Genomic DNA, 13,135 nt, shown 5'->3' with positions numbered 1-13,135 from the left:
GTGCCATGACCAATCTTACCCATGAATTCGTGAATGCGCGGGACGCCGATGCCCTGCTCGACATCGTGCCGGTCGCCGGCCGGATCGGCGCCGAAATCCGCGGCGTGAGGCTGTCCGGCGATCTCGATCAGGTCGCCATCGCCGCGATCCGCGCCGCGCTGGTGCGCCACAAGGTGATCTTCTTCCGCGATCAGGATCATCTCGACGACGCCGCGCAGGAAGCGTTCGCGGAGAAATTCGGCAAGCCGATCGCGCACCCCACCGTGCCGGTCGTCGACGGCAGCAAGTATCTGCTCGAGCTCGATTCGAAGGAAGGCTATGCGGCGTCGAGCTGGCATACCGACGTGACGTTCGTCGATGCCTATCCCGAAGCGTCGATCCTGCGCGCGATTACCATTCCCGAAGCCGGCGGCGACACGCTTTGGGCCAATGGCGTCACCGCCTATCAGGAATTGCCCGAGAGCCTGCGCACGCTGGTCGACGGCCTCTGGGCGCTGCACACCAATCTCTACGATTATGCCGGGACGTTCGGCGAGGCCGACCGCAAGCGGGTCGAGGAGCACCGCAAGGTATTCGCGTCGACCGTCTATGAAACCGAACACCCGGTTGTCCGCGTCCATCCGGAATCGGGCGAGCGCGCGCTGTTGCTCGGCCATTTCGTGAAGCAGTTCGTCGGGCTGAATTCGGCGGATTCGCAGCGGCTGTTCTCGATCCTGCAGGATCACATCACCAAGCCCGAGAATACCGTGCGCTGGCGCTGGAAGCCGAACGACGTGGCGATCTGGGACAATCGCGCGACCCAGCACCGCGCGATCGCCGATTTCGGGCCGCAGCGCCGGACGCTGCGCCGCGCGACGGTCGCCGGTGACGTGCCGGTGGCGATCGACGGCAGCCGCAGCCGGGTGATCAAGCCCGAACTGATCGCCGTCGCCGCCTGATCGACTTGGCTGGGGTAGCGGCCGCTGCCCCATCCTGGCGCCGCGTCCGTGTCACGCCGGACGCGGCGTCGAAACCATCATTGCGGATTCAGAGCCGTCCTATCGCCATCGCCGCGTCGACCGCTGCGCGACTGGCGTCGCTCGGCTCGGTCATCGGCAGCCGGAGGTGCATCGGCCAATCCGGCTTGATCTTACCCAATGCATATTTGACCGGCCCGGGCGAAGCATCGGTGAACATCGCGATGTGCAGCGGATAGAGCCGATCGTGGAGCGCCAGCGCGGTAGCATGATCGCCCGCGGCCCAGGCGGCCTGGAACTCGGCGCACAAGCGCGGCGCGACGTTCGCGGTGACCGAGATGCAGCCGACTCCGCCCATCGCGTTGAACGCCAGCGCTGTCTCGTCATTGCCCGACAGCTGGACGAAATCCGTGCCGCAGCCCAGCCGTTGCTCGGTCACCCGGCCGAGACTGCCAGTCGCATCCTTCACCCCGATGAAGACCTGGGGAAACGCCTTGACGATGCGCGCCATGGTCGCCGGCTGGATGTCGGTCACCGTGCGACCAGGCACGTTGTAAAGCACGATCGGCAGCGGCGTTTCGCGCGCAATTGCCTCGAAATGCCGGAAGATGCCTTCCTGGCTCGGACGGTTGTAATAAGGCGGCACCATCAGCGCGGCGTCGGCGCCCGCGGCCTTGGCGGCATGGACGTTGGCGATCGCCACGCGGGTGTCGTTCGAGCCAGCGCCGGCCAACACGGGCACGCGGCGATTGGTCTGTTCGACACAGACCCGCACCGCATAGAAATGCTCGTCGGCGGTCAGCGTCGCCGCCTCGCCGGTGGTCCCGACGGGCACCAATCCGGCCGATCCCTCGGTAATTTGCCACTCGACGAGTTCGCGATAGGCGTCCTCGGCGAAGGCGCCATCCGCCGCGAACGGCGTGACCAATGCGGGGATCGATCCCGAAAACATGCTTAAACGCTCCCGCGTGACGGCGATCCGCCGCTTTTTCGTTGTTTTATATCCTGACAGATAGGGCGCGAGAGCATATCCTGTCCACATGCTTGCGTTGTTCAAAAGCGGGATTGCCGCCGCCGCCCTTTCCGGGATGGCGGCGACGGGTATGGCGTTCCAGGATCAGCTCGAATGGGCCAAGTCCAAATTGATGGGCGCGCCCAGTGCCGATCCCAGGTCGGTCAGCGCCTTGTCGGCGGCGATCACCGAATGGCGCTCGCTCAGGCAGACCAATAGCGCTCCGTTCGAAAGCTATGCCCGTTTCCTGCTCGCGCATCCGGGGTGGCCCGGCGACGTCGCGATGCGCCGCGCAGCCGAAGCGTCGCTGGCCATGCCGGGCTGGTCGCCGTCGACCGCGGTCGCGTTCTTCCGGCGCTATCCGCCGCAAACGGGCACGTCGTGGGTCCGCTTCGCCGAGGCGCTGACCGCAACCGGTTCGATCGACGACGCGCGGACGGCCGCGCGCAATGCCTGGGCTCAGGGGAGCCTGACGCCGACCGACGAGAGCAAGGTGCTGACGACCTGGCCCGATGCGCTGCTGCCGAAAGACCAGGACGTGCGGATGGACCAGTTGCTGTGGCAGGGGCAGACCACCGCCGCGGCCCGCCAGCTCGCGCTTACCAGCGCAGGGCGACGCCCGCTGTTCGCGGCACGGCTTGCGCTACGCACCAACGCACCGGACGCGGGCAGTGCCGATTCGATCGGCGCCGGCGATCCCGGCTATCTGGCGGACAAGGCGATCTGGCTGACCAATACAGGCGCCGCCGGATCGGCACGCGCGCTGCTGGCCCGGCCGCACAATTTTTCCAGCAAACCGCTCGATGTCGATCGCTGGTTCGACCTGCTGCTGCGCAATGCCCGGGCCGCCGTCGAGGCGGGCGACTATTCGACCGCGTACAATATCGCGAGCCAGGTCGACGACGCCTATCCTACCGGCACCGACATCGCGCTGCGTCCTCTTGCCGAGCGGGATCCCTATACCGATCTGGTCTGGCTTGCCGGGCAAACCGCGCTCAAGCGGTTGGGTCGTCCGTCCGACGCGATCGGCATGTTCGTCCGCTATACCGGCGGCTCGCGGTCGACCGCGCTCAAGTCGAAGGGTTTCTATTGGGCAGGACGCGCAGCCCAGGCCGCCCGGCAGAACGATGGAGCGACTCGCAACCTCACCGCGGCGGCGCGCTACGGTGACCAATTCTACGGCCAGTTGGCGGCCGAGCGCCTCGGCCAGCCGCTATTGGCACCGGCCGAGCCGACGCCCCCGCCGATCCCACCCGCCGAACGCTCGGCTTTCTACAACAACGAAGTGGTCCGCGCGGCGCAATTCCTCGGAACGGTCGGTGCGCATGAGGACCAGAGCCTCTTCCTGCGCCAGATCGCCAACCTCGCGAGCACCGTCGACGATCACGTACTGGCCGACGAACTCGCGCGGACGCTCGGGCGGCCTGATCTGTCGGTGATGGTCGGGCGGAGCGCGCTGTTGAACGGTGTCACCGATTACAGCCGTTCGGGATTTCCGACGGTCAATATCCCGGCATCGTCTGCGTCGAGCTGGACGATGGCGCATGCGATCATGCGTCAGGAAAGCCAGTTCGACCGTTCGCTGATCAGCCGCGCCGGCGCGCGCGGGATGATGCAGTTGATGAACGGCACCGCGCGCGAGCAGGCGGGCAAGCTCGGCCTCGCCTGGGATCAGGGCATGCTCCTCAGCAGCACCGATTATAATATCCAGCTCGGCACCGCCTATTTTCAGCGGCTCTACAATCAATATGGCAGCTATCCGCTGGCGATCGCCGCCTACAATGCCGGTGCCGGCAACGTGAACAAATGGCTGGCGGCGAACGGCGACCCGCGCACCGGCGCGGTCGATTGGGTCGACTGGATCGAGGCGATCCCGTTCGACGAGACCAAGCGCTATGTGCAGCATGTGCTTGAAAATGCGGTGGTCTACGACCTGATCAATCCGCAACGCGCGCTGTCGACCGGCAATGCGCGATTGAGCTGGTATATCGGCAACAAGCGGCCGGGCTGACAACCTGCCCGTCACCCCAGCGAAAGCTGGGGTCTCAGGCCATGGCGCGATACGGCTCGAGATCCCAGCTTTCGCTGGGATGACGGATGGGGCTATCGAGGCTCAGTGAACGATCGCCCCAATTACATCACTCCGGCCGGCTTCGCCGCGTTGCGTGCCGAATATGAGCAACTCTTCGCCGAGGAACGGCCGAAGCTCGTCGAGACGATCGCCTGGGCGGCGGGCAATGGCGACCGCTCGGAAAATGGCGACTATATCTACGGCCGCAAAAGGCTGCGCGAGATCGACCGGCGCCTGGGTTGGCTGTCGAAGCGGATGAAGGCCGCGAAGGTGGTCGATCCGGCGCAACAACCCGACACCAGTCGCGCCTGGTTCGGCTGCACGATCACCATCGCCGACGAGGACGATAATCAGCGCATCCTGACCCTGGTCGGTGACGACGAGACCGACGCCGGCAAGGGCCTGATCGGCTGGAGCGCCCCACTTGCCCGCGCCTTGCGAGGAGCCGCGGTCGGCGACCTGCGCCGAGTGACCTTGCCCGCGGGCGAAAAGGAATATGAAGTGATGGAGGTCAGCTATCCCTCCGCCGATGCGACCAAACAATAACGGCAAAAAGTAACGGAGCGTTTCCGTCGCGTGGCTGGTCGGTGATCGTGATAGGTTCTAGATCGATCACGTAACGAACAGGAGATCATCCGTGCCCATTCTCGCCAGTTGGTCGTCCCAGCTCCAATCGCTGCTGCGTATCGTCACCGCGCTCGGCTTCATGCAGCACGGCGTATCCAAGTTCTTCGGTATCCCGCCCTTCCCCATGCCGCTCAATCCATTGCTCTACGCCGCCGGTACGCTCGAACTGGTCGGCGGCGGACTGTTCCTGCTCGGCCTGTTCACGCGGCCGGTCGCGTTCATTTTGTCGGGCATGATGGCGGTCGCCTATTTTATGGCGCACGCCCCCAAAAGCTTCTTCCCGGTGGTCAACGGTGGCGAGCCGGCAATGCTCTACGCCTTCATCTTCCTTTTCTTCGCCGCGGCGGGCGCTGGATCGTGGAGCCTCGACGCGCTGCGTAGCCGGCCGGCTGCCCAATAGCCTAACCCGTGCGGGCGTGATTGCGCTAGCCGCATCGCGCTCGCTACACCGGCGCCATGACCGACGAGACTCATGGCCGCAACATCGCCCTGCTGATCGACGCCGACAACGCGTCCTCCAGCACGCTCGACCCGGTACTGACGATCCTGGCCGAGCTCGGCACCGTCAACATCCGCCGCGTCTACGGCAATTGGTCCAAGCCCGCGCTCAAGGGCTGGCGTGACCAGACGGTCCGCTACGGGATCGAGCCGCAGCAGCAATTCGATCTGACCAAGGGCAAGAACGCGACCGACATGAAGATGACGATCGACGCGATGGACCTGCTCTATCGCGGCCGCGTCCACGGCTTCGGCATCATGTCGTCGGATTCGGACTTCATGCCGCTGGCGATGCGGATCCGGCAGGATGGCCTGCCCGTCTATGGGTTCGGCACGTCGAAGACGCCCGAATCGTTCCGGCAAGCTTGTACCCGGTACATCGACGTCACCGCGCTCCGCCCGGCCCCTGCCCCGGAGACTGTCAACGGTGGCCACGCTGCCGCCGGCAATGGCAAGGCCGACGTCGACCCGGAACTGCTCAAACTGCTGGTCGATGCCTATGACGCCGTGAAGCGCGACGAGCGCGGGTACGTCAACCTATCCGAGCTCGGCGAGCGCGCGGGCAACCGCTCCAGCTTCGACGCGCGAAACTATGGCTATAAACGTCTCTCTGACCTCATCGAGGCGGTGCCCAATTTCCAGACGGAGCGCCGCGACGGCGGCCGCATCTTCGTCAAGCGCGTGCGCTAGCCCCTTAACGCGAAATCACGATCAGCCCACCGGTCGCCGCGCGCGCATCGCCTGGGCGAGCGTGCCCTCGTCGAGATAATCGAGCTCGCCACCGACGGGCAGGCCATGCGCCAGCTGCGTAAGCCGAACCGGAAACCGCTCGATCCGCTCGGCGATGTAATGCGCTGTGGTCTGTCCTTCGAGCGTGGCGTTCATCGCCAGCACGACTTCGTCGATCCCGCCTGCTTCGACCCGCCCGACCAGGTTGGCGATCGCCAGATCCTCCGGCCGGACGCCGTCGAGCGCCGACAATCGGCCGCCCAGCACGTGGTAGCGCCCCGGGAACAGCCGCGATCGTTCGAGCGCCCAGAGATCGGCGACTTCCTCGACCACGCACAAAGACCGCTGGTCGCGGCGCGGATCGGCGCACACCGCGCACGGATCGCTGGTATCGACATTGCCGCAGGTCGAGCAGGTCGCGAGCTTCTGATCCACAGCCTCAAGCGCGGCGAGCAACGGCCCCAGCGCCGCCTCGCGCTTCTTGAGCAGATGCAGCACCGCGCGCCGCGCCGAGCGGGGCCCGAGTCCGGGGAGCCGAGCCAGCGCTTGGGTCAGCGCTTCGATTTCCTGCGATGCCATGGGGAACAAATAGGGGGTTGCGTGCCCCCCTGCCAAGGGGCGAAAGGCGAACCCCATGCGGATCGTCTTCATGGGAACCCCCGACTTCGCCGTTCCGGTGCTCGATGCGCTGATCGCGGCGGGCCACGACATCGTCGCGGCATACAGCCAGCCGCCCCGTGCCGGCGGGCGCCGTGGCAAGGCGCTGACCCCCTCACCGGTTCAGGCGCGCGCTGAAACGCTGGGGATCGAGGTGCGCACGCCGCTGTCGTTTCGCAAGGAACCGGGCGCGATCGAGGCATTCGCGGCACTGGCGGCCGACGTCGCGGTCGTGGCGGCTTATGGGCTGATCCTGCCGCAAGCCGTGTTGGACGCCCCGCGGCTCGGCTGCCTCAACGTCCACGGCTCGCTGCTGCCGCGCTGGCGTGGCGCGGCGCCGATCCAGCGCGCGATCCTGGCCGGGGATACCGAAACCGGGGTTGGGATCATGCAGATGGAGGCAGGGCTCGATACCGGGCCGGTGCTGCTCGAGGAGCGCACGCCGATCGATGGCAAGACGTCAGGCATCCTCTCGGCCGAACTGGCGGCGATCGGCGCACGGTTGATGGTGCGCGTGCTCGACGACATCGGCACCTTCCCGCCGCGTGCACAGTCCGAGGAAGGCGTCACCTATGCGTCGAAGATCGACAAGGCCGAGGCGTGGATCGACTTCACCCGTTCCGCCATCGACGTCGAACGCCAGATCCGCGCGTTCAACCCAGCGCCGGGCGCCTATTTCGAATATGCCGGCGAGCGCATCAAGGTGCTCAGCGCTGCCGTCATGGAGTTGTCCGGCACCCCCGGTGACGTTCTCGACGGCCAGCTGACCATCGCCTGTGGCGAAGGGGCGATCCGTCCGCTCGCGGTGCAGCGCGCGGGACGCGGCGTCATGACGTCGAACGAGCTTTTGCGGGGCTTTTCCATCGACATAGGCACGCGTCTGTGACGCGCTTCGCGCTGACGGTCGAATATGACGGGCGTCCGTTCATGGGCTGGCAGCGGCAGGACCACGGACCCAGCGTGCAAGCTGCGATCGAGCGTGCCGCAAAGGAGATCGTGCAGGGCGACGTCACCGTGCACGCCGCCGGGCGTACCGATGCCGGCGTCCACGCGCTGGGCATGCGCGCGCACCTTGACGTCACGCGGGCGATCACGCCGTTTCGGCTGATGGAGGCACTCAACGCACGCCTCAGACCCGACCCCGTGGCGATCCTCGACTGCGAGATCGTGCCGGACGATTGGCACGCGCGCTTCTCGTGCCTCGCCCGGCATTACGAATATCGCATCATCTGTCGCCGCGCGCCGCTGACCTGGGAAAAGGGGCTGGCGTGGCGCGTGCCGCAGGAACTCGATGCCGACGCGATGCATGATGCCGCACAGATACTGGTCGGGCGGCATGACTTCACCACCTTCCGATCCGCGCATTGCCAGTCGGACAGCCCGGTCAAGACGCTCGACCGCCTTAATGTCGTCCGCGACGGTGCGCGGATCAGTGTGTTCGCCTCGGCGCGATCGTTCCTCCATCACCAGGTGCGCTCGATGGTCGGGTGTCTGGAATTGGTCGGCCAGGGCAAATGGTCGATAGGCGACCTGAAGGCGGCGCTACAGGCCGCCGATCGCGCGGCCCTGGGGTTCAACGCGCCGCCCGACGGCCTTTACTTCCTGCGCGCGGACTATCCTTAACCTTCCCCGTTCGTGCTGAGCTTGTCGAAGCACGGTAGCTTAGTCGTAGCGTGCCACATGGGTGCCCTTCGACAAGCTCAGGGCGAACGGAATAGGTCAACGGCTGAACCGCGCCGCCAGCTCGACATGGGTCGACCAGCGGAACTGGCCGACCGGCTGTATCCAATCGAGGCGGTAGCCGCCTTCGCAGATCATCTGAGCATCGCGCGCGAAACTGCTGGGATTACACGATACATAGGCAATAACCGGTGTCGTCGCCAGCGCCAGCCCCGCAGCTTGATCGCGCGCCCCTGCGCGGGGCGGGTCGAGCACGACCGCTCCGAAGCGGCCGAGCTCCTCGACGGTGAGCGGACGGCGGTAGAGATCGCGATGGTCGGCAAACACCTGCCGTCCCGCACGCCCAGCGGCTGCTTTCAATGACATTATGGCGTCACGCCCCGCTTCTGCGGCATAGACCCGCGCCGGGGCCAACGAGAGCGCGAAGGTGCCGAGCCCGGCGAACAGGTCAGCGATCGTGCCTGCCTGTCCCACGGCTTCACGTACCGCGGCGATCAGCGCCGCTTCGCCGTCGTGCGTCGCCTGGAGGAAGCTCCCCGGCGGGAACGGCACGGCGACGCCGCCTAAGGTGATGGTGACCGGGTCGGGCTCCCACCGCGTCTCGGGCCCTATGCCGTCGTCGGTCGCGAAGCGCGCGACTCCATGTTGCTGGCAGAAGGCGATGATCGCCTCCGCCGCCTCGAGGCCGTCGAAGCTCGCGCCGATCAGCAATTCCACGCCCTGATCGCATGACGTCATCTGGATGTCGGCCCGGCGGCGTTTCAGTCCCAGCCGCGCCAACAGCTTGCGCAATGGTGCCACCAGGGCGAATAATTCCGGCGCAAGTATATGACATTCCTGGATATCGACGATCGCATGGCTGCCGGCCTCGGCGAACCCCAATCTTATCCGCCCACCCTTGGCTTCGGCGTGGAGCGAGGCCCGGCGCCGCGTGTTGGGCGGCGAAACGATCGGCGCGCGGATATCCGTTTCGAGTTCGTGCGCGGCAAGCGCCCCCGCGATACGGTCCGTGATGAACGCCGCGTAGCTCGCGTCGTCGAGATGCTGGAGCTGGCACCCGCCGCAGGTCGGGAAATGACGGCAAGGCGGTATCTGGTGATGCGGCCCGGGCGTGACAGACCCATCGACGTTGAGCACGTCACCGGGCGCCGTCAGCGCTGCATGGCGTCCATCCGCCGTGACGCCCTCGCCCCGCGCGGCGACGCGGATGATCGTATCGGCGGTCATCGCAGGCACTCCGCGATCGCGCGCGGCAGGCACGGGATCAGATCGTCGGCAGCGAAAGCCGGCCCTGCGAGCTGCGCCGCGCGGCCATGAAGCCATACGGCGGCTTCAGCCGCCGCGAGCGGCGCCACGCCTCCGGCCAGACACGCGCCGAGCAGGCCGGCGAGCACATCGCCGGTGCCGGCGGTCGACAACCACGGCGATCCGCCGGAATAGACTCGCACATCGCCCTGAGGCGTCGCAATGACCGTGTCGGCCCCCTTGTGCACGATCACCGCCCCGGTTTCAGCCGCAGCCGCTAGGGTACGATCGATCTTGCTTTCCTCCCCCTTGCCGAACATCCGGTCGAACTCGCCGCTATGCGGGGTCAGGCAGGTCGGCGCAGCGCGGCCGCGCAACCGGCCGATATCGCGTCCGATCAGGCTCAGCGCATCGCCGTCGAGCACCAGCGATCGCGCCGATGCGATCGCCGCGTCAAGGCTCGCCCCCCCGTCTCCGTCGCGCCCCAGGCCAGGCCCGATCACCACCGCGCCCGTCCGTTCGTCCTCGAGCAGCTTTTCGAACTCCGACACTGGCCGATGAACGATCGCATTCGGTCCCTGGCCGTCATCTGCGCCAAGCCGCACGACATAGCCGGCGCCACCATGAAGCGCCGCGTTCGCTGCGAGCCTGGCGGCACCCCGCATCTGGCCTTCCAGGATCGCGACCAGCCCGCGGGTATATTTCTGAATGTGCTGCCCGGGCCTGCTCAACCGTGGCGTCGCGACTGTCCGCCAAGCCGTGCCGATCGGAATGCCGATATCGTCGAGCAGGAGGTGGCCGCGGCGATCGAGCCCCTTATCGAGCAGATGTGCGGGCTTGAGCGCGCCAAGCGCAAGCGTCACCGTGGCGCTGGCTGCACCCAGGTCGCGGCCGAAATCGGTGTCCATGCCCGAGGGTAGATCGATTGCGAGCGTGAAGTGGGCGGCGGTCACCAACCGCTGCAATTGGCCGGCGACATCGGGCGCCAATGGACGCGTCAGGCCCGTTCCGAACAATCCGTCGACGACGACCGGCCGTGCCGGCGCATCGATGAGCGCCACCACCTCGCCGGTCCATCGCGCGCGCATCTCGGCCGCGACGCCCTGCGTCGCCTCGCCAAGGGCGGCCACCATGACGTCATGCCCGCTCTCGCGCAGCAGGCGCGCGGCCACCCAGGCGTCGCCGCCATTATTGCCCGGACCGGCAAGGACCAGCACCGGCCGCCCCATCGCGAAGCGGGCCGCCTCGCGCGCGACGGCTGTCCCGGCACGTTCCATCAATTCGGATTGCGAAACCCCACCGGCGAACGCCGCTTCTTCTGCCGCGCGCATCGCAGCTGCGGTGACGATCGGTAAGCCTTCAATCGGAATCATTTGGCGCTATTAGCGCCCTTCCCCTTCATCGTCGCGGGCAAACGGAAGCGGTCGCCACCGATCGCCACTTCGATCTGATGATCGGCGACGATGGTGACCTTGGCCGCCTCGGCACCGTCGGCGGCGATGACGCCACGCCCATCCTTGACCACCAACAAGCGGCGGAATCCGCCGTCGGGCTTGTGCACGGTCAGGATCAGGCCCTCGGTCGATTGCACACGATCGAGCGTGCATTGGCGCGAGAAGGCAGCATTGCCCGCCGGCGCGCAGACGATGCGGCCATCGTCCTCGGCATCCGAACTCGCCTGGGCGAGCGCATTGTCGAACTCGCTATTGCCGCTGCCGGCCGACGATCGCGGGTCGGCCGAACAGGCGGCGAGAATCAGGATCGAGCCTATCGCTAGAGCGCTAGATATCCGCGTAGACATGGGTTTCGGCCGCCGCTCCGGGATGGGTCACGGCGCCCTTATAGGCAGGGCCGACATTCTGCGCATAGCGCCACAAAGCGCCCGACCCATAATCGGACACCCGCGCCTTCCACGCCTTGCGACGTTCGGCGAGGACATCCTCCGCGACATCGAGGTCGATCGTCCCGGTTTCGGCATCGATCCGGATCATGTCGCCGTCCGCGATCAACGCGATCGGACCGCAATCGGCGGCTTCGGGGCCGACATGGCCGATGCAGAAGCCGCGCGTCGCACCCGAGAAACGCCCGTCGGTGATCAGCGCGACCTTCTCGCCCATACCCTGGCCGTATAAAGCCGCGGTGGTCGATAGCATCTCGCGCATGCCCGGGCCGCCCTTCGGCCCCTCATAGCGGATGACGATCACCTCGCCTTCGTTGATCTGGCGGGCCTCGACCGCGGCGAAGCATTCCTCTTCGCAATCGAACACGCGCGCCGGTCCGGCGAACTGCAGATGGTGAAGCCCGGCGACCTTCACGATCGCGCCCTCCGGCGCCAGCGTGCCGCGCAGGCCGACGACGCCACCGGTCGGGGTGATCGGTGTCTTGGCGTCGTAGATGACCTTTTGGTCAGGGTTCCACGTCACCTGATCGATATTCTCGCCCAGCGTCTTGCCGGTCACCGTCAGGCAGTCGCCATGCAGAAACCCTTCGGCAAGCAGGGTCTTCATCAGCATATAGACCCCGCCTGCATCATACATGTCGCGGGCGACATATTGGCCACCGGGCTGGAGATCGGCGCAATAAGGCGTGGTCTTGAAGATCTCGGCGACGTCGAACAGGTCGAACTCGATCCCCGCTTCGTGCGCCATCGCCGGCAAATGGAGCGCACCATTGGTTGAGCCGCCGGTTGCCGCGACGATCCGCGCGGCATTCTCGAAGGCCTGACGAGTACAAATGTCGCGCGGGCGGATATTCCTCGCCAGCAACTCCATCACCTGGGCGCCGGCCGACACCGCAATCTGTTCACGCGTGGTGTAAGGAGCCGGGACCATATTACTGTTCGGCAAGGATAATCCTATCGCCTCGCCAACGCATGCCATCGTATTGGCTGTATACTGGCCGCCGCACGCGCCATGCCCCGGACAGGCCACGCGTTCGAGCTCGTGCACTTCGGACAGCGGGCAATTGCCGGCGGCATAGCGGCCGACAACCTCGAACACGTCCTTCACCGTGACGTCACGGTCGTGGAAGCGGCCGGGCAGGATAGACCCGCCATAAACGAAGATCGACGGGATATTGAGGCGGAGCATCGCCATCATCATTCCCGGCAGCGACTTGTCGCACCCGGCAAAGCCGACCAGCGCGTCATAGCAATGGCCGCGCACCGACAGCTCGACCGAATCGGCGATGACCTCGCGGCTGACCAGCGAGGCTTTCATCCCCTGATGCCCCATCGCGATGCCGTCGGTCACGGTGATCGTGTTGAAGCGCCGCGGCATGCCCCCGCCCTGCTCGACGCCGCGCCGCGCGGCATCGGCCTGCGCGTCGAGCGTGGTGTTGCACGGCGCCGAATCGTTGCCGGCCGAAGCGAGCGCGACGAACGGGCGTGCGATCTCCTCCTCGGTCAGGCCCATGGCGTAATAATAGCTGCGGTGAGGGGCGCGCTCCGGACCAACCGAGACGTGACGGCTGGGGAGTTTCGATTTGTCGAATGTGTGGGTCATGGCGCGACGCCTATGTCGCGAGAAGACCCATTTACGCAAGACTATTGCGTATGCCGGTGTGGCGGGGAGCGGCCGAAGCCGCTCCCACGACCGATGACGTCCGGTTTTAACCGGAGACCATGCGCGGGCGCGGCGTGGAGACGGACCTGCGTAGCCG

Annotated in this window: 13 protein-coding genes; 7 read left to right on the top strand and 6 right to left on the bottom strand. The window is 66.4% G+C overall.

Annotation, left to right across the window (positions count from 1 at the left end; all coding sequences use genetic code 11):
* The first annotated feature begins 5 nt into the window (after window positions 1–5).
* Window positions 6–938, top strand: a complete 933-nt coding sequence (locus SMA01S_RS06915; RefSeq protein WP_066819710.1) for a TauD/TfdA dioxygenase family protein — start codon at window positions 6–8, stop codon at window positions 936–938.
* 88 nt (window positions 939–1,026) lie between these two features.
* Here the strand turns inward: SMA01S_RS06915 and dapA are convergent, their stop codons facing one another.
* Window positions 1,027–1,908 (bottom strand): 4-hydroxy-tetrahydrodipicolinate synthase, encoded by an 882-nt coding sequence (gene dapA / locus SMA01S_RS06910; RefSeq protein WP_066819708.1) that lies wholly within the window; start codon window positions 1,906–1,908, stop codon window positions 1,027–1,029.
* 88 nt (window positions 1,909–1,996) lie between these two features.
* Here dapA and SMA01S_RS06905 point away from each other — a divergent pair, with 88 nt between their 5' ends.
* The 4 genes from SMA01S_RS06905 to SMA01S_RS06890 all read left to right on the top strand — a co-directional run bounded on the left by SMA01S_RS06905 (window position 1,997) and on the right by SMA01S_RS06890 (window position 5,854).
* A complete protein-coding gene (locus tag SMA01S_RS06905; RefSeq protein WP_066819706.1) occupies window positions 1,997–3,979 on the top strand; it encodes a lytic transglycosylase domain-containing protein in 1,983 nt (660 codons plus the stop codon).
* Window positions 3,980–4,084: 105 nt separating this feature from the next.
* Window positions 4,085–4,585 (top strand): transcription elongation factor GreB, encoded by a 501-nt coding sequence (gene greB, locus SMA01S_RS06900; RefSeq protein ID WP_066819704.1) that lies wholly within the window; start codon window positions 4,085–4,087, stop codon window positions 4,583–4,585.
* Window positions 4,586–4,676: 91 nt separating this feature from the next.
* Window positions 4,677–5,066 carry a DoxX family protein gene (locus tag SMA01S_RS06895; RefSeq protein ID WP_066819702.1) on the top strand — a complete coding sequence of 130 codons (390 nt, stop codon included), beginning with the start codon at window positions 4,677–4,679 and terminating at the stop codon, window positions 5,064–5,066.
* A 56-nt stretch (window positions 5,067–5,122) separates the two neighbouring features.
* Window positions 5,123–5,854, top strand: coding sequence for an NYN domain-containing protein (locus SMA01S_RS06890; RefSeq protein WP_066819700.1), 732 nt, complete (start codon window positions 5,123–5,125; stop codon window positions 5,852–5,854).
* A 21-nt stretch (window positions 5,855–5,875) separates the two neighbouring features.
* On the opposite strand, the gene recR is transcribed toward SMA01S_RS06890, so the two are convergent.
* Window positions 5,876–6,472: a recombination mediator RecR gene (recR, locus tag SMA01S_RS06885; protein WP_066819698.1), complete on the bottom strand. Its 597-nt coding sequence runs from the start codon at window positions 6,470–6,472 to the stop codon at window positions 5,876–5,878.
* Window positions 6,473–6,527: 55 nt separating this feature from the next.
* Here recR and fmt point away from each other — a divergent pair, with 55 nt between their 5' ends.
* Entirely contained in the window at window positions 6,528–7,436 is a 909-nt protein-coding gene (fmt, locus tag SMA01S_RS06880) for a methionyl-tRNA formyltransferase (RefSeq protein WP_066819694.1), read from the top strand.
* Window positions 7,433–8,173, top strand: a complete 741-nt coding sequence (gene truA / locus SMA01S_RS06875) for a tRNA pseudouridine(38-40) synthase TruA (RefSeq protein ID WP_066819692.1) — start codon at window positions 7,433–7,435, stop codon at window positions 8,171–8,173. Before fmt ends, truA begins: the two co-directional genes overlap by 4 nt.
* A gap of 96 nt (window positions 8,174–8,269) precedes the next feature.
* Here truA and SMA01S_RS06870 read toward each other — a convergent pair whose 3' ends face one another.
* Genes SMA01S_RS06870 through ilvD form a run of 4 tightly spaced genes read right to left on the bottom strand, consistent with a single transcriptional unit; the run spans window position 8,270 to window position 12,978 of the window.
* Complete coding sequence (locus tag SMA01S_RS06870) at window positions 8,270–9,457, bottom strand: class I SAM-dependent RNA methyltransferase (RefSeq protein ID WP_066819943.1); 1,188 nt, start codon at window positions 9,455–9,457, stop codon at window positions 8,270–8,272.
* Window positions 9,454–10,848 carry a bifunctional ADP-dependent NAD(P)H-hydrate dehydratase/NAD(P)H-hydrate epimerase gene (locus SMA01S_RS06865; RefSeq protein ID WP_066819690.1) on the bottom strand — a complete coding sequence of 465 codons (1,395 nt, stop codon included), beginning with the start codon at window positions 10,846–10,848 and terminating at the stop codon, window positions 9,454–9,456. The genes SMA01S_RS06870 and SMA01S_RS06865 overlap by 4 nt, the downstream gene beginning before the upstream one ends.
* Complete coding sequence (locus SMA01S_RS25100) at window positions 10,845–11,276, bottom strand: hypothetical protein (protein WP_066819689.1); 432 nt, start codon at window positions 11,274–11,276, stop codon at window positions 10,845–10,847. The genes SMA01S_RS06865 and SMA01S_RS25100 overlap by 4 nt, the downstream gene beginning before the upstream one ends.
* Entirely contained in the window at window positions 11,257–12,978 is a 1,722-nt protein-coding gene (gene ilvD, locus SMA01S_RS06855) for a dihydroxy-acid dehydratase (protein ID WP_066819688.1), read from the bottom strand. The genes SMA01S_RS25100 and ilvD overlap by 20 nt, the downstream gene beginning before the upstream one ends.
* Between the last annotated feature and the right edge of the window lie 157 nt (window positions 12,979–13,135).

Source organism: Sphingomonas mali NBRC 15500, from assembly GCF_001598415.1.
In the GTDB taxonomy this organism is placed as follows: Bacteria; Pseudomonadota; Alphaproteobacteria; order Sphingomonadales; family Sphingomonadaceae; genus Sphingomonas; species Sphingomonas mali.
The sequence above is the reverse complement of the archived record's forward strand: the minus strand, read 5'-3'. Positions and strand labels throughout refer to the sequence as shown.

Excerpts from the sequence above, each read along its gene's own strand:
- SMA01S_RS06915 (WP_066819710.1), top strand. The coding sequence starts at position 6 with ATGACCAATCTTACCCATGAATTCGTGAATGCGCGGGACGCCGATGCC.
- dapA (WP_066819708.1), bottom strand. The coding sequence starts at position 1,908 with ATGTTTTCGGGATCGATCCCCGCATTGGTCACGCCGTTCGCGGCGGAT.
- SMA01S_RS06905 (WP_066819706.1), top strand. The coding sequence starts at position 1,997 with ATGCTTGCGTTGTTCAAAAGCGGGATTGCCGCCGCCGCCCTTTCCGGG.
- SMA01S_RS06890 (WP_066819700.1), top strand. The coding sequence starts at position 5,123 with ATGACCGACGAGACTCATGGCCGCAACATCGCCCTGCTGATCGACGCC.
- recR (WP_066819698.1), bottom strand. The coding sequence starts at position 6,472 with ATGGCATCGCAGGAAATCGAAGCGCTGACCCAAGCGCTGGCTCGGCTC.
- fmt (WP_066819694.1), top strand. The coding sequence starts at position 6,528 with ATGCGGATCGTCTTCATGGGAACCCCCGACTTCGCCGTTCCGGTGCTC.
- SMA01S_RS06870 (WP_066819943.1), bottom strand. The coding sequence starts at position 9,457 with ATGACCGCCGATACGATCATCCGCGTCGCCGCGCGGGGCGAGGGCGTC.
- SMA01S_RS06865 (WP_066819690.1), bottom strand. The coding sequence starts at position 10,848 with ATGATTCCGATTGAAGGCTTACCGATCGTCACCGCAGCTGCGATGCGC.
- SMA01S_RS25100 (WP_066819689.1), bottom strand. The coding sequence starts at position 11,276 with ATGTCTACGCGGATATCTAGCGCTCTAGCGATAGGCTCGATCCTGATT.
- ilvD (WP_066819688.1), bottom strand. The coding sequence starts at position 12,978 with ATGACCCACACATTCGACAAATCGAAACTCCCCAGCCGTCACGTCTCG.